Genomic DNA, 19,776 nt, shown 5'->3' on the forward strand with positions numbered 1-19,776 from the left:
CCAAGCACCTCAAGCGTCAAACCACCTCGAGACGTCCACCCCTCCGCTCCCAAACCGGCCGAGGACGGCCGAGCCACCACTCCGGTCCGCCGACAGGGTTGGAGTACCGCGTTTACGCGGCTCAGGACGCGCCCCCCCTGACGTCTCATGCAAGCAACACACTGCTTCGCCTACAACGTCCGCCAGCTTCGCTCACCAGCGGGACCGGAGATCCCGCCTCCTTTAACAGCCCCAACTCCGCTCGCCCTGGGTAAAGGAGGCGGGGGTTCCAGCCCCGCACGAACGTCTCCTGATACGCCAAGCACCTCAAGCGTCAAACCACCTCGAGACGTCCACCCCTCCGCTCCCAAACCGGCCGAGGACGGCCGAGCCACCACTCCGGTCCGCCGACAGGGTTGGAGTACCGCGTTTACGCGGCTCAGGACGCGCCCCCCCTGACGTCTCATGCAAGCAACACACTGCTTCGCCTACAACGTCCGCCAGCTTCGCTCACCAGCGGGACCGGAGATCCCGCCTCCTTTAGGTGCCCCAACTCCGCACACCCTGGGTAAAGGAGGCGGGGGTTCCAGCCCCGCACGAACGTCTCCTGATACGCAAGCATATCGAACGACCAACCACCTCGAGACGTCCACCCCTCCGCTCCCAAACCGGCCGAGGACGGCCGAGCCACCACTCCGGTCCGCAGTCAGGGTTGGAGTACCGCGTTTACGCGGCTCAGGACGCGGCACCCCCTGACGTCTCATGCAAGCAACACACTGCTTCGCCTACAACGCCCGCCAACTTCCCTCACCAGCGGGACCGGAGATCCCGCCTCCTTTAACAGCCCCAACTCCGCACACCCGGGGTAAAGGAGGCGGGGGTTCCAGCCCCGCACGAACGTCTCCTGATACGCCAAGCATATCGAACGACCAACCACCTCGAGACGTCCACCCCTCCGCTCCCAAACCGGCTGAGGACGACCGAGGACGGCCGGACGACTCCTCACATTGCAGCCGAAAAGTAGTGGCGGGCTTTAGCCTGCGTCCACATGACATGAACACTCGACTGAACCGGCTAAAGCCTGTGACTACTTTACTGCCCCCTCTCCCAACTCTCCCAACTCTCCCAACTCCTAACTTTCTCTGAAATCCATTTGTCCCAGCCGAAAGTCCCCTTACGCTATTTTCACCATGCTTCCAGTAAACACATTTGCAACGCTACTCCTGTTGGCGACCGCAACGTTCAGCATCGACAATCTTCACGCCAACTCCCCTTCCCCACTCCCAGCTCGCGGCGACATTCGCGATCGTAACGGCATCGTACTCGCCACCGACAAACCAGACCCGAAGGACTCCTCGACCACGCCGCCTCCACGTCGCTACCCTTTCCAATCACTCGCCAGTCATGTCCTTGGCGCAGTGACTCAACCTCAGCCCTGGCAACCACCCTTCGGCATCGACGGCGTTGAGAAGATGCTGAATGACGACCTCGCATCCACCCCAGCTCAAACGGACCACTCTAACTCCGGCAAGTCTGGCCAGGATGTCTGGCTCACGATTGATGCCCGGCATCAGTTCATCGTCGAGAACGCTCTTCGCGATGCCAACGTTGGTCGCGGCACTGCGGTGCTGATGGATGTGACCTCCGGCCAGATCTTTGCCATGGCTTCTTTGCCGTCATTCGATCCCAACCTTTTTGTCCCGCAGATCTCCGAAGCAACGTTTGAGGCCTATCGCAGGAATCCTTCGATTCCCATGCTCAATCGTGCAACCACCCCCTTCACTCCTGGCGCATCGTTCATGTTGGTCACCGCTCTCGCGGCGGCGACCAGCGGTCACGCCATCGACGTGCACGCTTGCGACGGTGTGTTTCAGGCCGGCTCGAAGTCATTACCCTGTTGGATTCGCAGCAAAGGCGGCACACATGGCCAACAGACGCTGGACAAAGCCATGGAGAACAGCTGCGGGCTCTACTTCTATGGCCTCACCCTCTCCATGGGATATGACAAGATAGAAAGGTTGGCAGATCTCGCAGGCTTGAGGAGCAAGCCCGGCACAGGGCTTCCTGGCGAGGCCGCAGGATTCATCCCAGGGCCAAGTTGGCTGAAAACGCAAACCTCTGATCTCAACGCCGGCTCCCATTCACCATGGACGGACGCCAGTTCCGCCACCAATTCTGTGGGCAGCGGGAGGATTGCGATCACCCCCCTGCACATGACCACCATCGCGGCCACGATCGCCAATGGCGGCACGGTCTGGAAACCTGAGTTGGTTCGCCATGTCGGCGAACAAGAAACCAAACTCTACCGAAAAACAAACTCCATCCAGATCAGCAACCTGAAGGACCACGGACTCAGCGCAGAAGGATTGAGCATCATTCGGGAAGGCATGCGCAAGCGCACTGCCAAAGTGACACCGTCTCAAGCTCAGTTGGTGCCCACTATCAATGGCTTCTCTGGCACCATGGTCGAGTATCGAAAGCATCCCGTGCTACGGGAATATGTTCGTGAGAGAAACTGCTGGTACGTCTGCTACGCTCCTGCCGATAAACCGCAGTGGGCTCTGACGGTGCTGGTGCAACACGGCCGATCCGGCGGAGACACCTCCGCACCCATTGCCCACCGCATCCTCCAGGATGTGTCTGCAGTTGAGGCAGGTGCGCTCAAAGTTGAGCCAAAGCCATTGCCGCCCACGCCAGGTCATTGGGAGTTGGTGGACGCCGTGGGGTTTCCCGGCACGAAGGTCGAGGAAAAGTAGCGGAACCTTCTCGATTCCTATTGTCGCATCCCAGCGCAACGAAGCCGATTACCAATGGCGGCACAGCAGATTGCCAATCTGCGCTACACGGTCCACCACCCTGCTCATCTACCCAGGGCGAAGCCCGCCTAAACCAGCGCAGCGTCTCAACAGCCCGCTTGCGGGCCCCTCAACCAGCGCAGCGCCTAAACCACTCCACGCCCCGCCAATCTACTAACATTTTAGTCCGTGAGATCCTCGACACCATCAATGAGGACCGCGTTCCGCCGCTGGTGTACACGACGGTACTAACGTTTCTCCAGATTATGACAGACAAGGGTCTGGTCCTGCGGGACACCCAGGGCAAGACGCATGTCTATCGTGCGGCGGTCGCGGCAGAGAAAACCCAACGCCATCTCGTGAAGGATGTGCTGGAGCGCGTGTTCTCCGGCTCCGTCAACCAGTTGGTCATGCACGCCTTGGGTTCGAGGAAGATTAGCGCGGATGAAGTGCGCGAGATCAAGGCCATGCTCAACGAGAGCGATCACACTCCCCCCATCGCAAAGCCACTGCCGCCAGCGCAGGGTCACTTCAATCCGGTGGAACCTGCGGGGAGCACCGGGCCCCAAGATTGAGTAGCGACGGGGGCGAAGGGCGAACAAAGCCCGCGCCCCCAAATCGGCCAAGGAAAGCCGGACGACTCCTCACATTGCAGCTAAAAAGTAGTGGTGGGCTTTAGCCTGCCTTTACGTCACATGAACGCACGACTGAACAGGCTGAAGCCTGTGACTACTTTCCCGCCTCCACCATTACTAGCTTCACGCTCCCAGCTGAAAACTGCAAACTTGAACCCTGAAAACTCACTTCCCCATCTTCGCCCGCACCTCATCCGGCGTCATCTTCGCCACCGGAACATCATAACCCAGATTATCCCCATTGGCCTGAAAGCCGTGGCCATCGACATCCACATAGAAGGGCGTGTGATACGCCATCGGGCGCAGTTTGGCCTGGCCGCTGGTGCCGTAGCCGGTCTTCAGATCACCGTTCTCTAACAGGGCCACGACAATCAGGTGGGCGTCTTTGCCGAGCTTCACAGGAATCGTCTGGTCAAACTTTACCACCCCGTCCTTGAACATGTGCGGATGCGTGGCGCGGGTAAAGTTAAGGCTGGGCTCCTTGCGGCCGTTGACCAGGATCTGCACACGGTCGATGTCGATCCAGTCCGTGCACTGAACCTTGACCTTCAAGGGCAGCACCCCGGAGCTACGCACGTCATCTCCCGGCAGTTTACCATCTCCCGCCGTGACCTGCAGGAACGGGCCGGTGGTGAGGATGAAGTGGCCGGCCAGAGCATGCGCGGCGAGGTCGTTCGTCCAGTCAATCTTGGCGGGCTCATCCGTCTTGCTGGGCAGGTACATGCGCCAGCCGCCGACGCCGTTTCCATGAACCGCGTGGGCATCTGCCACGGCCACGGGGTGAATGCGGTGCCCCTGATTGAGCATCTGCAGCCAGATGAACTGACGCACCGTCTCCACCCGGGTGGCCAGTGAGTTCTTTGCCTTGGTCAGACGCCAGGGCGAATCCGCCAGCACCCCTTCGTCCACAAAGTTCTCCGTCTCCATGCCATTCACCATCTCGGTGATGCCCAGATAGCCGCCATCTGCCACGCCATCGGCATGGCGGTCATTGTAGAGGAAGGCCATGTCCGGGTGGTTGATCTGTACCCAGCGGTCCTGCCGCTCTCCCTGCCAGCCACGCAACGTCAGAGCAGTGATGCGAGGATCCGCATTCCACACGGGGGCTCCCCCATCCTGCACAAAAGGCACCGGATTGAGGGGGAAGCAGTTGAAGTGTGAGCCGCTGCCGGTGAGTTCCATGCCGACCACTGTCTGGATCTCCTGAGAGAGCCCGAGGCGCTCAATGGTGGGACGCCAGTCATAGATGCGGTTGTGCTCTGTTGTGGGTGTGAACTCCAGGTGCTCTGCGGCGATGTTGATGAGCCGGTCTGCGGTGCCGCAGATGTTGTCCCCGCTGGGCGTGGAGTGATTGTGGAAGTCCGTGCTGATCCACCCCGTCGTATCCACCAGACGCGCCAGTTTGGCATCGACAACCAACTCCTGGCCCTGGGCCAAGGCGACCTCCTGCTCATGGTGGGAGTATTCAATCCCGCGTGTCACCACCACCTTGTAAGTTCCGGCCGGGACTTGAACGGAGAATTCGCCCTTCTCACTATGATACTGGTCCTTGCAGCCATGCGCCCGCATCACAGGACCGAGATTCAACGGCTTGGTCTCGCCCGTGGCCAGGATCTGCACCTTGCACGGCAGGCTTTGCCCACGAGCATCTTGGACGACAAACTTCAATCGAGTGGCGGGCTCCAGCTTCTCCTGCTGTTTCACCACCCCACCCTGATTCAGCGTGAAGGACACCCGGCGTGGCAGTCTTCCAGCCTCCTCCACACTCCCGTGGTAGGTCCCGGAAGGAAGGGACAAGGCGATGAGTCCTTGACTGTCCGGATAAGCGACCACGCTCCCATCAGACTTCTGCCCAGGGTTGATCTCCTGCTCCAGCACCAGCCCCGCACCTGTCACAGGCTTCGTGCCGTCTGCCTCCGCGAGCGCCAGTTCCAGGCGCCCCGTCGGCACCCCATTGGCTCCACGAACCGCCGACCACGCCTCGGCCGGGGACCGCCCAATGGCCAGGAAGCGCACCCAGGTCAGCACCTGGCCGGGCTGCAACTCCACCTCATCCGCGATCGCTCCCGCACCGGGTGCTGAGAGCTTGCCATACGCATAGCCAATGCGATCATCGGGATCCACCGCGTCTGCCCAGGTCACACCGTCGCGCTCACCCGTTTCATTGAACCTCGTCCAGGCGTCTTTTGTGCTGACTTTTACCGGGGCCTTGCCCTCATTGCGCAGCGTGGTCTGGATTCTGAGCCCCTGCTCCCCGTCCCGCACGCGATACTCATGCCGTTTGTACACGCCGCCATTCTTCGCTGCTGTAATGACCGTTTCCACTGCGCATTCGCCCTGCTTGCCATCTTCCACGATCTTCACGTACGAGACCTGCCCACGTTGCCCCGCCGGACCAAAGTAGATCAACTGGTCGTCCTGCTTGTCACGGAGCGCCAGGTCATAGAGACACCCCGGCGTGACGCCGTCCTCACCGTAGAAGGTGCTCATGTTCGCACGGCGCAGCGGCGCGTTCTGGGAAACGAGGGCAGTGATCTTGTCATTGCGCAGGACAAAGTCTCCCCGGATGCCATCAGCCTCCTTTCCCACCGGCAGTTCAGCCTCCCGCCCCGCTCCCACTTCAAACGCCTCGGCAGCATGGAGATGAGTGCCAGGCGCAGCAATGAGCGCAGCCAACAGGCTCAGCCGGAGGGGCCAACGCGGGGTCAAGGGAGCGAAGTTCATCATGCATCTCAAACGGTGCTGGAACCTTGAAACAAGCAACAAAACCGTCACCCGGATCATTTAAGTCCGGCTCTGCCACCGCGCCGTTACACCCTGCGAAACATGCGTACCATTGGACTGATACGTTTCCAAACGCGTTTTGGGTTTCTCGATCATTAGCATTCGGATTTGATCGAAAGTTTTGAATTAACTCGCTGGTGGTGAGTCTAATCCTCCAACAACCCATCCAAAAGCCATGCGCCTGCCCGATGCCATGCGCCGCTTCCCCTGGTTCTCCGCCGAAGACTGGCTGAACCGCTTCATGGAGGCTCCTCCCGCCCCGGTGGCCCCCCCGCCACCCCGACTGGGACTGGTCCTTTCCTGTGGCGGTGCCCGCGGTCTGGCACATGTGGGAGTCATCCAGGTACTTGAGCGCGAAAAAATCCCGATCTCTGCCATCATCGGCAGTAGCATGGGCTCCTATGTGGGCACGCTTTGGGCGGCAGGGTTCAACGGCCAGCAACTGGAGGAACTGGCGGCCGAAATCAAAGACCGCCGCACGCTGCTGCGGCTCATTGATCCCGTGTGCCCGCCCCTGTCCGGCTTCCTGCGGGGCAACAAGCTGCGTCGGCATCTGGAAAAGAGCCTGGGCCAGCGCACACTGGCCCAGCTGGAGCGCCCCATGTATGTGGTGGCCACGAACCTGGACTCCGTGACATGGGAGGTGCTGCCGATGGACACGTCGGCAGCGGCGGCGGTGCAAGCCAGTTGCGCCATCCCCGGCATTGTGGCCCCAGTTGAGCTCGACGGGAAACGCTATATCGATGGCGGCGCGTCCCAACCGCTGCCGGTAAACCTGCTGCGACAGATCCTGACCTGCGGTGAGCCCTCTCTGGCGGGCGATGACAAGGGGTTCACTCACAGCCCGATGAGTGGCATCATTGCGGTGAACGTCATGCCCACCCCGGCCGACCTGGCTGCTGCGGGCATTTCCACCTACCCGATTCCCCCACCTCCTCCAGAAGGTGTGTGGCGTCGCCTGAGAGATTCCGCGAACCGCAAGGTGAACCTCTTCGCGTATGGCAACGTGCTGGACACTTTCAAACGCTGTCTGACCAGCGCCCAGTTGCGCCTCATTGCCGAGGAGGGCACACGCGCAGATGTCCTTGTGCATCCGTACTTCGGTCAGTCCCGCTGGTACGACTTTGAGAACTTCAACCGTTACATCGTGGCCGGGAGGACAGCAGCTGAAGCCGCCCTGCCGCACATCCTGGATCTGATTCAACGTCCGACCCCGGTGCCGGAACACAGCTCTGACGTGAACGACGGTGACAAGGCTGCGGCGGATGATTCCCACCCCTCAGCTTCTGGCCGCCACTCCGGACTCTCCGGATACGTCTAACCCCCCTCCACTTTCCGCCGACACCTGATCGCATGCCCAGCCTCAAATCTGAAACCACCCCAACTCTCAAGCACTATGAAACCCTTCCTCTCCTCCCCTCTCTGGGATGCCGGAGCCCCTGAATTCTGGCAGGCCTGGCAGATCCGCCGGTTGCGCGACTACCTGAAATCCCGCGTCTTGCCCTTCTCGACGCACTACCGCGAGTTGTTCAAGAGCATCGGCCTGGAGCCTGGCGACATCCGCACCATGCAGGACTGGGCCAAGGTGCCCTTCACCAGCAAGTCTGACCTCACCGTCTCCAAAGAAAAGCTGCGGGAGTTTGTCCTGATCCCCAACCATCAAACGCTGCGCCGCGAGCCCAAGGTCATCATCAACACCTTGCTGCACGGCATGAGCCATACCAAGGAGAAGCTGGAGGCGGAATTCCGCCCCCTCCTGCTGACCAGCACTACTGGCCGCAGCAGCGAGCCCGTGCCCTTCCTCTACACGAAGCATGATCTCAATCACCTCGAACTCTCCGGCAGACGCATCATGGAGACCGGGCGGTCGGACAAAGAGTACCGTCACGTAAACATCTTCCCCTACGCCCCGCACCTTGCCTTCTGGCAGTCACATTACGCCGGCCTGGGCTTCGGCACCTTCATGATCTCCAGCGGCGGCGGCAAGTCCATGGGAACGGATGGCAACATCGCCCTGATCGAGCGCATCCAGCCGGACGTGCTCATCGGCATGCCCACCTTTGTGTACCACGTGCTGCGCCAGGCCGTGGAGGAGAATCGTCACTGGACCTCGCTCAAACGGATCGTGCTCGGCGGGGAAAAGACGCCCCAAGGACTTCGTGCGAAGCTTCGCGAGCTCTGCGCCCAGCTTGGTTCACTGGGGGTGTATGTCATCAGCATCTATGCCTTCACCGAGGCCAAGATGGCCTGGACGGAGTGCCCGACCCTCCCGCATGAGGGTGCCAGCGGATTCCACCTCTATCCCGATCTCGGTTTCATCGAACTCGTGGACCCCAAGACCGGGGTGCCGGTACCTCCAGGTGCGCCCGGCGAGATTGTCTTCACCCCGCTGGATGCCCGCGGCACCGTGGCGATGAGATACCGCACGGGCGACATGGCGGAGGGCGGACTCACCTGGGACGCCTGCCCGCACTGTGGCCGCCGCTGCCCACGACTGCTGGGCCCCATTTCCCGCGCCAGTGAGGTACGCACCCTCAGGCTGGACAAGATCAAGGGCACCCTGGTGGACTTCAACATGCTGGAGCACCTGCTCGATGACCAACGCGGCCTGGCTGCCTGGCAGATCGAGCTGCGCAAGCGCCATGATGATCCGCTGGAGTGCGATGAAGTGTACCTCCACGTGGCCCCGGATGGCAACATCAACGAGGACACGCTGAAGGACCTGCTCATCCGCCGGTTCCATGAAGTGACGGAGATGACGCCGAATGCGATCCTCTTTCACACCGTGCCAGAGCTCCGCAATCTTCTGGGCGTGGGGCGCCTGCTGAAGGAGGAGAAGGTGGCTGACCGCCGCCAGGGGCTAGGCCAACCGGGACACGGACAGAGCCAGAGCCAGCCCCAGACCGCCACCCCGGGCTGACGGCCACCAAGGCTCCACCCCACCCGCACGCAATTATTACCCATTTTGATCCTCCATGAACGCCTCCCCCCTTGTCATTGTGGCCGGTGCCCGCACCCCCTTCTGCCGGGCTGGCAGCACCCTGGCGGACTTCGACGCCGTGGAACTGGGCCGCCATGCCGCCAGCGGCTTGTTTACACGAACCGGAATAGACCCCGCTGCTGTGGACGAAACGGTGTTTGGCTGCGTGTCCCAGCCCGCAAACGCGGCCAACATCGCCCGTGTCATCGCCCTGCGGGCCGGTGTGCCCAAGGAACGCCCCGCCATGACGGTGCACCGCAACTGCGCCTCCGGCATGGAGGCGGTCACCACAGCCCAGGAAAAACTCGCCGCTGGCCAGGGGGAAGTCTTCCTGGTGGGTGGCACAGAGAGCATGTCCCAGATGCCGCTCCTCTTTCGTCACGAGGCGGCAATCAAGTTTGCCCTGCTCTCCCGCGCCCGTGGGATGGGCGGCAAGCTCCAGGCGGCCACGGCCTTCCGCCCCCAGGACTTCCTGCCCCTGCTCGCCATCAAGATGGGCCTGACCGATCCTGTGGCCGAGATCAACATGGGGCAGACAGCCGAGCTCCTGGCGCGTGAGTTCGAGATCTCACGCGATGCCCAGGATGCCATGGCCGTGCGCTCGCAGCTGCTGGCGGCCCAGCACCGCGGCCATCTGCGTGAGGAGATTGCGCCCATGTTCTCCGGCCGCAAGGATCTCGTGGCTGTGGAGGATGACAACGGCGTGCGCACCGACAGCTCGCCGGCCAAACTGGCCAAGCTGCAACCCATCTTTGAGCCCCTCACAGGCACGGTCACCGCGGGGAACTCCTCCCAGGTCACAGACGGAGCCGTGGCTCTCCTGGCCTGCAGTGAAGCTCGCGCCCAGCAGCTGGGGGTGGCACCACTGGGACGTCTCGTCAGCCATGCCTACACGGGGTGTGATCCGGAACGCATGGGCTTGGGCCCCGTGACCGCCATGGCCGCAGCACTCGGTCATGCGGGCTGGAAGCTGAGTGACGTGGACATCATCGAGATCAACGAAGCCTTCGCCGCCCAAATCCTCGCCGTGCTCAAGTGCCTGAAGGATCCCGCCAGCGCCCGCAAGGCGGGCCTCAACACGCCGCTGGGCGAGGTGGATGACTCCCAGCTCAATCTTCAAGGTGGAGCCATCGCTCTGGGCCACCCGGTGGGAGCCACCGGTGCCCGCCTCATTCTCACCGCCCTCTATCAACTGCGCCGCGCCGGCAAGCGACGGGCGCTCGTCAGCCTCTGCGTGGGAGGCGGCCAGGGTGGCGCAGTCTGTCTCGAAGCCTTCTAACCCGACCGTTTTTTCCTCACACCCTTTTCGCAACCTCAGCCCCTTTGCCGCCATGGATCTCATCGTCCTCGACCCCACTGAAAACCCCTCTGAAGATGCCATGCTGACCACCCCGATCCGCAAGCACCTGAGCGAACACCGCCCCGCCAGCTTCCACAAGGAAGTGGACGCCGACGGCATCTGCTGGCTCACCTTCGACACCCCGGATTCCCCTGCCAATGTGTGGAATCCCAAAACGCTCGATGAGTTTGACTGTCACATCGAAGACCTGCACCGGGACGCCGGCGTCAAAGCTGTGGTTCTGCGCAGCACCAAGGACCGCGTCTTCATCGCCGGTGCAGACTTGAAGGCCGTGCAAACGCTGCCCGATGAGGAAAGACGCAACCTCCTCGCGCTTGGGCAGGACGTCTTCACCCATCTGGAGGCCCTGCGCATTCCCAAGATCGCCCTCATTCACGGAGCCTGTGTGGGAGGAGGCTTGGAGACTGTCCTGGCCTGTGACTGGCGCATTGCCAGCGACAGCGATGTCACCCGCCTGGGTCTGCCAGAGGTCATGCTCGGCCTCATTCCCGGCTGGGGCGGCTGCACCCGTCTCTCACGGCTCATCGGCCTGCCCAAGGCCCTGGACCTCATTGTGCGCGGGAAGCTGGTGAAGGCCAGCCATGCCCGGAAGCTGGGGATCGTGCAGCATGTGGTGCCGAGGGAGAGAATGGAGGACCTGGCGCGCAAGCTGGCGCTTTCCGCGAACCACCGGCCGCGCCGTCACCACCTGCACCTCACCCAGGCCTGGCCGGTGCCGCAATTCCTCCGTTTCCGGGCCAAGACCATGCTCTGGAGCAAGTTCCCCTGGATGCGCCATCATGACGCCGCCCCCATCGCGGCGGTGGATGTCATCACCCGCGGTGCCGGCCGTACCGCAGAGAAATCCCTGGCCCTGGAGCAGGAGACCCTGCGCCGACTCACCGAATCCGGTGGTGCCCGCCGGTTCATCGATGTCTTCCTGCGCAAGGAGGCCGCGTCCAAGAAGCTGCCTCCGTTGTTTCATGGGATCGAGGCTCCTCCGATCACCCGCACCGCCGTCATCGGAGCGGGCGTCATGGGCTCTGGCATTGCCTACACCCTCGCCAGCCGGGGCACCCGGGTGCTGCTGAAGGACATGAGCAACGCCGCCCTGGCCAAAGGGGCGGAGCGCATCGGAGGACTGCTGCATAGCGGGGTGAAGAGCCGGGCCCTCACCACCAAACAGGGCCGGGAGACGCATGACCTTATTTCCTACACCTCAGAGGAGGTGCCGCTCAAACAGATGGACCTCGTCATCGAGGCCGTCGTGGAGGACAGGGAGGTGAAGAAGCGCCTCTTTGCCGAGCTGGCCGCCCAATGCCGCCCAGACACCGTCCTGGCAACCAATACCTCCGCACTTTCTGTAGAGGAGCTGGCCGCCGCCACCCCGCATCCTGAGCGGGTCATCGGTCTGCATTTTTTCAATCCCGCCCACCTTATGCCTCTGGTGGAGGTCATCGCACCTGCTCAGGCCTCCCCGGCGGCGATCGCCGCCGCGCTCCGCTTTGTGCAGGGGCTGGGCAAGACGCCCATCGTCGTGCAGGACCGTCCTGGTTTTGTCGTGAACCGCATTCTCATGCCTTACTTGCTGGGAGCGGTGCAACTCGCCTCCACCATGCGGGACCCCTGGGAGCTGGACGACGCCATGACGGACTTCGGCATGCCCATGGGCCCCCTCCGACTGCTCGATGAGGTGGGCTTCGATGTTGCCCTGCATGTCGAGAAGACTCTGAGGGCCGCGTTTGGCGACCGCATCCCGCAAAGCGATCTGCTCGACCAACTCGCCACGGCAGGGATGATGGGGCACAAGAACGGTCGCGGTTTTTACACCGGCTTCAACGACCGCCACGGACCGCAGCCCAATCCCGAAATCCTCCGCTACATCAAGCCCAGGGAGCTGCCCGAGTTCACAGAACGTGAACAGATGGCCACCTACCTGAACGGCCTCATGCAGAAAGAGGCCCAGCTCTGCCTGGAGGAGGGCGTAGCCGCCTCCGCCAGTGACATCGAACTGGCCATGATCCTCGGCTCCGGCTACCCGGCCTTCCGGCCCCTGTTTCCTCCTGCAACTTCACCCCCATCTGACCTGCCATGAAAATCAAGCATCCCTCCTCCACACCTCCCAAGTCGGTGCTCGACACTTCAAAGATGTCTGAAGGCCAGCGGGCCGCGTTGGAGATGACCGAGGCGGCCCGCGATGAAAGGGACCGCAACTCCGGCTTCGCGGCCTCTCTCTTCGACGGCGCCCCTGACACCTCCACCCTGCTCCCCTTCCCGCGCCAGACGCTGGAAGACCGCGACCAGGGGGACGCCTTCCTGCTGCTGTTAAAAAGTTTCCTCGAATCGCATACCGATCCTGATGCCATCGACCGGGAGGGCGAGATCCCAGATGCCGTGCTGGAAGGACTCGCGTCACTCGGTGCCTTTGGCATCAAGATCCCTGTGAAGTACGGGGGGCTGGGGCTGAGCCAGACCAACTACTCCCGCACGGCCATGCTGCTGGGCGGCGTATGTGGGAACATGGCCGCCCTGCTGTCCGCCCACCAATCCATCGGTGTGCCGCAGCCTTTGCTGATGTTTGGCACAGAGGAGCAGAAGGCGCGCTTTCTCCCGCGTTGCGCGAAAGGCGAGATCAGCGCCTTCGCCCTGACAGAACAGGACGTCGGCTCCGACCCCGCACGCATGAAGACCCAGGCGGTCAAGTCCGCAGACGGCACACACTATGTGTTGAATGGGGAGAAGCTCTGGTGCACCAACGGCACCAAGGCCGGTGTGCTGGTGGTAATGGCTCGAACCCCAAGCCCGACGCATCCGCATGCGACCACCGCATTTATTGTGGAGACCAGCATGCCCGGTGTGGAAGTGGTGCAACGTTGCCACTTCATGGGGCTGCGTGCTCTTTACAACGGTGTCATGCGCTTTCACGACGTGCGGGTGCCCGTGGAGAATGTGCTGGGTGGCGAAGGCCGGGGCTTGAAGGTCGCGCTTACCACCTTGAATACCGGCCGCATCACCCTGCCTGCAGCATGTGCCGGTCTGGCCAAATACTGCCTGGAAGTCTCCACCCGCTGGGCTCGCGATCGGGTGCAATGGGGCCAGCCCATCGGCCGGCACGCTGCCATCGCAGACAAACTGGCCCGCATGGCCGCCCACACCTTCGCCTTGGAGGCGGTGGTCCGCTATGTCAGCGCCCTGGTGGATCGGGACAAAAATGCCGACGTCCGACTCGAAGCCGCCCTGGGCAAGCTCTGGGGCAGTGAGCGGGGCTGGGAGATCGTGGATGACACCATGCAGATCCGTGGTGGCCGTGGCTATGAAACGGCGGACAGTCTGAAGTCCCGCGGCGAGAAGCCGGAACCGATTGAGCGCTTCTTCCGTGACGCCCGCATCAACACCATCTTTGAAGGCAGCAGCGAGATCATGCGCCTCTTCATCGCCCGGGAGATGCTGGACTCGCATCTCAAGCTGGGGGCTGCCGCGTTCAATACCAAGCTGCCGCTCAAGGATCGCGCCCTGGTGTTTCTGCGGGCAGCCAGGCACTACGCCAAATGGTACCCCACGCGCTTCCTTCCCTTTTCGGATGACAGGGATGATATCAACCTGCACCCGGATCTGGAGCAGAGCATGCGCGATGTCCGTCGTCTCAGCCGCAAGCTGGCCCGGCACACCCTGTATGCCATGCTGCGCTATGGACCCAAGCTGGAACGTGAGCAACTCGTCCTCGGCCGGCTGGTGGACATCGGTGCAGAGATCTTTGCCCTTGGCTGTGCCGCCTCCTATGCCCAGAGCAAGGTGGAGGATGCCTTCAGCCCCACGGCAGAGGTGGATCGCGTGACCTCCCTCGTGAAGTACCACACCCGCCTGGTTCGCGGCAAAACCAGCCGTCTATTCCGCGAACTCTTCAATCCCGCCGATCACGAGGGCTATGCGCTCGCGAAGCGGATGCTTGGTTAGTTCGGTAAGCGGTAAGTGGTAAACGGGCACCTGGCGGAAGAGTCTGGCGGTGCCCACCTAGGGGGAGCGGAGCAGATGACCGGACATAGGGGCATGTGGCGTCGGTAGAAACTTGATGACATGACCGCAAGGACGAGGCTTGCAGACACTTCAGCTAGTGCCTCGTCACATCCACAACTACGAACGGTGTTGTTCGGCACCTGGCAGAAGGCATCCTCAAACACCTTCCGTATCCGCAAGCACCCCGATGGCTCGCGCCTCAACTCCTAGTCACTGGTGTTTGATCACCCATCACCCAGCGCCCCTGTAGTTGTCGACGTGAGGAGAACAGACCAACCGCGCGCGTTTTGGGGTGGCCGCCAAAGAACCACCTTGAGGCGACCACCCCAAATCGAAGCTGATCCCCAGCGGGGATCTCTAACACAGCCCAACGTTGGGCACCTCCCAGGACGATGATCAGGTGGGAAGGCCGACCGCATCTGCTTTCTCCCCACCGCCATCAACACCCCCACGTCAGTCGGACCTGATGTCTTGTGTTGCCTGACGTTCGCGGCAAGATGCCGCAAACAGCACGCAGGATGCGTGCGCTCCCCGAGCTTCCCAGGCACAGGCCATCTGAACCCTGTCAGTCTATGCTTCACCACCCCAGGTTCCTTGGCTGGCACCAACTGAAGCGTCTGCAACTTTCTGACCCGCGGAATACGACCGCATGCCCAAGGAATACTCCACGTCGTCCACGAGGGGCAGGGCCCGATGGCCGCATACGCTCCGCCGCGAGCGTCCCACAGGCACCGAGGAAAGAACCCGGTCTAATTTCCCCCAACCCTACGCCCGGCGGCTTACGGACTCGGGATTATTTCCACCTTCCCCCCCGGCCCAAAACATGCAAGAGCGGTTCTCATCCACCCCCTACCGCTTGAAAAGCGAAGACCCTGAACCCAAAAAACAAAAAAAGGCGGGGCCGAAGCCCCGCCACTCAAAAGATTAAAAAAGACTCACCTGGCCGGACTAGGCCTGCTCTTCAGCTTCGGGAGCCTTGCCTTCCGCCTTCTTCACGGCAGGAGCCTTGGTGCTCTTTTTGGCCGCAGGCTTTTTGGCTGCCTTCTTCTCGTCGGAACCCGCCTCCGCCTTGACGCGGGAGGATTTCCGAACCACGCCGGACTTGGCAAGCGCCTTCTTACGTTCGAGGTAAGCCTTGCGGCGGCGGCGCTTGATGATTTTGCTGTGCTGTTGTCCCATGATATTCAGATTGAAAAACGGCGGTCAGCTTTCCACCGGCCCACGCAGGAAGCAAGACGAAAGTTACGCGAAAGGCACTTGTCCTCCGGCACCCCCCTCCGCAACGGAATAAAAAAGGGGTTGCGCGAGCCGCCGTTATCATTCACACTCAGGATGTCGACGGGCTCGCAAGCCCGCGCATGTGACCGAAGTTGCCTCCCGCGCAACGGTTCTCCCGCCCAGAAAGCCGCAGCAGATGCGACCTATATGGTGTTTTTTCGGCAGGAGCCAACCCTTGAATCGCCCGACTTCGTTCATTGATGGTTCTCTCTTCAGGCATCCACATGCGCCGGACAGCCCGGCCTCCCCACTCCCAATCCCAGCTCTATTTTTTGCATGGCAGGCCACAACAAATGGTCGAAGGTCAAACATATCAAAGCCGTTGTTGACGCGAAACGCGGCAAAGTTTTCAGCAAATTCAGCAAGGAACTCACCCTCGCTGCCAAGCTGGGCGGTTCAAACCCTGAACTGAACGCCCGGCTTCGCACCGCCATTCTCAATGCTCGCGCTATGAACATGCCCGGAGACAACATCGAACGCGCCATCAAAAAGGGCGCGGGCGAACTCGGTGGCGCGTCGCTGGAAGAGATCGTGTACGAGGGCTACGGCCAGGGTGGAGTCGCCATGCTCATTGAGGTGGTTACCGACAATCGCAACCGCGCCGTCGCGGATATCCGGCTCATCATGAGCAAGCTGGGTGGGACCTTCGCCGATGCTGGCAGCGTGAGCTACCTGTTCCAGCGCCGGGGAGAAATCCGCCTGGACAAAGGCACCCTCACAGAGGATGCTGCAATGGAGCTGGCCTTGGAGTCCGGCGGCGAGGACATGGTGGATGGTGAGGATGACTGGGTCATCTACACGGCTCAAGACCAGCTTTTTGCCGTGGGCGGTGCGCTCCAGGCCAAAGGCGTCTCACCTCGCTCGCAGCAGCTAGTTTATCAGCCTTCCACCACGGTCACCCTCACAGATGTGGCCACCGCACGCGCTTTCCTGAAACTCTACGACCAACTGGACGACTACGACGACACCCAGAATGTCCATGCGAACTTCGAGATCGCGGACGATGTCGCAGCCCAGCTCTCAGAGTGAGCCAGCGTCAGATTATCTCTTCGACGATTCTTACAATGCCTGAAGACCTCATTATGCACCCCGCACCTCTGGCCGACACGCTCTTCCCGCTGGCTCCAGATTCGGCTCGCGGCATCGGTGCAACCAAAAAGCGTGCTGCCAAAAAAGCGGCCAAGCCTGCCGTCCGCAGCAGCTCCGCTGGCTCCTTGTTCTCTGACGAGCCCCAAAGCGCACCCGTGGTCCCAAGCACGACCAAGAAAGTCGCTGCCAAAAAGGCATCAAAGAAAACCGCCAGGAAAGTGGCTGGTGAGAAGTCGCCGCCTGCTCCACCTCCCCTCCCGGTAGAGGCTCCCGCACCTGCCAAATCCGCTGCTCCTGCAAAAAAGGCTGCCAAAGCACGTGCCACAGCTGCCAAGACCCCCAAGGCCCCCCGAAGCGAGGCATCCGCACCAGAACCTGGCCCGGCCCCCGTTTCAGTACCCGCTCCTGCCCCCAAGCCGGTGGTCGCGCCTCCGGTGGTAGAATACGCACCTCCTGCGGCACCGATATCGGCACCAGCACCCGCTCCCTCCGCCCAGTCAGCCCCCGTCGCAGGCCCCGCTCCCGCCTCCGCTCATGAAGGTGCCAGCCATCCGCAGTTTCAGCCGCGGCCCCAGCAGCCCCCCCAGGAATATTCCCGCAATCAGCAGTACGGCCGCCGTCACCAGAGCAAGTACCCCCAGCCGAGACATTCGCAACACGGCGCCTCCCATGGCGGGGAAGGTCAGTACCGCGAGAATGCAGGCGAATCCCAATCCCAAGGTGAAAGCCGTGAGAACCAGGCCTACGCCCCCGGCCCCCACCCCGGCCAGGGACAAGGACATGGCCAGGACCAGCGTGAACATCGGCAGGGCGGCAAATGGAACAAGCGTGAGCGTTTCAAGGACCGCTTCCGCAACAAGCCGCGTCACGGCCAGGATGGCCACCCTGGCGATGCCCCGCAGCCCATCCAACCAGCTCCGGAACGGCCGCTTGGCCCACCGGAACCCTCTGAAGGCATCCTGGAAATGACCCCCAAGGGCTACGGCTTTCTCCGCCAGAAGAGCCGCCTTTTCGCCCAATACGCCCAGGACCCGTGGGTCTCGCCCGAGTTTGTCCGCAATCTTGGCCTGCGCGAAGGCATGTTCATCAAGGGCATCCATCGCGAAGGACATCGTGGACCACAGGTCACGGAGATTACTGAGGTTAACGGGCTCGAACCTGAGAAGGTGCGCAACCTGCCGCTCTTTGAGGAGCTCAAGGCCATCAATCCCAACAAGCGAATCCAGCTGGAGACGCGGCCCGACCGTCTTACGACGCGTATCATGGACCTGATCACGCCCGTAGGTCGCGGTCAGCGCGGCCTCATTGTGGCCCCGCCACGCGCTGGCAAGACCACCCTGCTCCAGCATATCGCTGAGGCCGTGGTGCAGAACCATCCCCAGATGCACCTCATGATTCTGCTGGTGGATGAGCGTCCCGAAGAAGTGACCGAGTTCCGCCGCGCCCTGCCCACCGCGGAGATTCATGCCAGCTCCAACGACAGCGATATGAAGAGCCACCTGCGCACCGCTCTCTTTGCGATCGAGCGTGCCAAGCGGCTCGTCGAAGCCGGTCAGCATGTGTTCATGCTCCTGGATTCCATCACCCGCATGGGACGCGCATTCAACAACGCCCAGAAGCACGGTGCCACCATGAGTGGTGGTGTGGGCGTAGGTGCTCTGGAGGTGCCCCGCCGCCTCTTCGCTGCCGCCCGCAATACTCGCGATGCTGGCTCCCTCACCATTCTTGCCACCACGCTGATCGAGACAAACAGCCGCATGGATGAACTCATCTTCCAGGAGTTCAAAGGCACGGGCAACCTCGAACTGGTGCTGGATCGCAAAATCGCCGAGCAGTACATCTACCCGGCGGTGAACATCTTCCGCTCCGGCACCCGCCGTGAAGAACTGCTTCTGCCTGCCTTCCAGATGGAGAAAGTGCACCTGCTGCGCCGCGGCCTGGCGGGTCATAAGCCCATGGAAGCCATCCAGCGCGTCATCTCCCTCATGGAACGTTTCCCCAACAACGCCCAGATGCTCGTGGAGCTCCCCGGCCGCACATCATAGGGCCAGCCAGCAACAAACTACCGTTTCCCGCAGAGAAGCCGCTGATTCAGCGGCTTCTTTTTTGCACCCAGAACAGGATCAGAGGCTGACCTACCCCCCCGCCACAAAAGTTCGATGCGTCAACGCTCTCTCCCACGATTCACTCTAAACAACGCCCCCGCCCAAATCCCCCGCCCAAATCCCCCGCCCACATTCAACGCCACCCGCCATTGAATGTCGGACCTTCATCGCGGGCCCTTCCCTCTCCCCTGGCCCTTACCCCCCTTCCCTCCCTCCAGCCCATGCCCGCTACCAAACGCCCCCTCAATGTGGATGTGGACGTCCTTCCGCCTGACGGGAAGGGCCGTGCCCCCGTCGGCCGTGATGGCGACAATGCCTCCGAGATCTCACGCATCATCGCCCGGTGGATGGATGACTTCATCCGGATCCCCGGCACGAACTTCCGCGTGGGACTGGACCCCATCATTGGTCTCGTCCCCGGACTGGGAGATCTGCTCGCCTCCAGCGTCGGCCTTGTGCTCGTGACCGAGGGCATCCGCAGCGGCCTTCCCATCTCCGTGCTGATCCGCATGGGGGCCAATGTTTTGATCAACGACGCGATTGGGACGATTCCCGGCCTCGGCGATCTGTTCTCCGTCTGGTTCAAGTCCAACTCCCGGAACCTCCGCCTGCTCAACCGCTGGAAGACTGGCGACCGCACCGTGCGACGCAGCAGTCGCTGGTTCCTAGCGGGCTTCATCGGCGTGTGGTTCGTGCTGCTCATGTTCTGGATCTTTGTCTGGTTCCTCGTCGCCCGCGCCCTCTGGGCCGCAGTATTCCAGAACTGAGGCAGACGGTG

Annotated in this window: 12 protein-coding genes; 10 read left to right on the forward strand and 2 right to left on the reverse strand. The window is 62.0% G+C overall.

Annotated elements, in window-relative coordinates; all coding sequences use genetic code 11:
* Positions 1-1,169 precede the first annotated feature (1,169 nt).
* A complete protein-coding gene (locus VSP_RS18985; protein ID WP_009962684.1) occupies positions 1,170-2,735 on the forward strand; it encodes a penicillin-binding transpeptidase domain-containing protein in 1,566 nt (521 codons plus the stop codon).
* A 158-nt stretch (positions 2,736-2,893) separates the two neighbouring features.
* Positions 2,894-3,349, forward strand: coding sequence for a BlaI/MecI/CopY family transcriptional regulator (locus tag VSP_RS41120; RefSeq protein WP_075089893.1), 456 nt, complete (start codon positions 2,894-2,896; stop codon positions 3,347-3,349).
* Between the two features lie 225 nt (positions 3,350-3,574).
* Here the strand turns inward: VSP_RS41120 and VSP_RS43630 are convergent, their stop codons facing one another.
* Entirely contained in the window at positions 3,575-6,136 is a 2,562-nt protein-coding gene (locus tag VSP_RS43630) for a CehA/McbA family metallohydrolase (protein WP_009962687.1), read from the reverse strand.
* Positions 6,137-6,368: 232 nt separating this feature from the next.
* Between VSP_RS43630 and VSP_RS19000 the strand changes: the two genes are divergently transcribed.
* The 5 genes from VSP_RS19000 (at position 6,369) to VSP_RS36220 (ending at position 14,466) form a co-directional block, all read left to right on the forward strand.
* A complete protein-coding gene (locus VSP_RS19000) occupies positions 6,369-7,514 on the forward strand; it encodes a patatin-like phospholipase family protein (protein ID WP_009962688.1) in 1,146 nt (381 codons plus the stop codon).
* Positions 7,515-7,589: 75 nt separating this feature from the next.
* Positions 7,590-9,113: a phenylacetate--CoA ligase family protein gene (locus tag VSP_RS19005; RefSeq protein ID WP_009962689.1), complete on the forward strand. Its 1,524-nt coding sequence runs from the start codon at positions 7,590-7,592 to the stop codon at positions 9,111-9,113.
* 55 nt (positions 9,114-9,168) lie between these two features.
* On the forward strand, positions 9,169-10,452 hold the full coding sequence (locus VSP_RS19010) for a thiolase family protein (RefSeq protein ID WP_009962690.1): 1,284 nt from the start codon (positions 9,169-9,171) through the stop codon (positions 10,450-10,452).
* 52 nt (positions 10,453-10,504) lie between these two features.
* The gene (locus VSP_RS36215; RefSeq protein ID WP_009962691.1) at positions 10,505-12,607 is read left to right on the forward strand and encodes an FAD-dependent oxidoreductase; all 2,103 of its coding nucleotides are present in this window, start codon (positions 10,505-10,507) and stop codon (positions 12,605-12,607) included.
* Positions 12,604-14,466, forward strand: a complete 1,863-nt coding sequence (locus VSP_RS36220; protein WP_009962692.1) for an acyl-CoA dehydrogenase family protein — start codon at positions 12,604-12,606, stop codon at positions 14,464-14,466. Before VSP_RS36215 ends, VSP_RS36220 begins: the two co-directional genes overlap by 4 nt.
* A gap of 1,008 nt (positions 14,467-15,474) precedes the next feature.
* Here the strand turns inward: VSP_RS36220 and VSP_RS43100 are convergent.
* Positions 15,475-15,705: a hypothetical protein gene (locus VSP_RS43100; RefSeq protein ID WP_009962694.1), complete on the reverse strand. Its 231-nt coding sequence runs from the start codon at positions 15,703-15,705 to the stop codon at positions 15,475-15,477.
* A 375-nt stretch (positions 15,706-16,080) separates the two neighbouring features.
* Here VSP_RS43100 and VSP_RS19045 point away from each other — a divergent pair, with 375 nt between their 5' ends.
* From VSP_RS19045 to VSP_RS36230, 3 genes are all read left to right on the forward strand, one after another.
* Complete coding sequence (locus VSP_RS19045) at positions 16,081-16,833, forward strand: YebC/PmpR family DNA-binding transcriptional regulator (protein WP_009962695.1); 753 nt, start codon at positions 16,081-16,083, stop codon at positions 16,831-16,833.
* A 53-nt stretch (positions 16,834-16,886) separates the two neighbouring features.
* Positions 16,887-18,938: a transcription termination factor Rho gene (gene rho / locus VSP_RS39660; protein ID WP_081452891.1), complete on the forward strand. Its 2,052-nt coding sequence runs from the start codon at positions 16,887-16,889 to the stop codon at positions 18,936-18,938.
* Positions 18,939-19,219: 281 nt separating this feature from the next.
* A complete protein-coding gene (locus VSP_RS36230; protein WP_009962697.1) occupies positions 19,220-19,765 on the forward strand; it encodes a DUF4112 domain-containing protein in 546 nt (181 codons plus the stop codon).
* Positions 19,766-19,776: the final 11 nt, after the last annotated feature.

The organism is Verrucomicrobium spinosum DSM 4136 = JCM 18804 (assembly GCF_000172155.1).
Lineage (GTDB): Bacteria > Verrucomicrobiota > Verrucomicrobiia > Verrucomicrobiales > Verrucomicrobiaceae > Verrucomicrobium > Verrucomicrobium spinosum.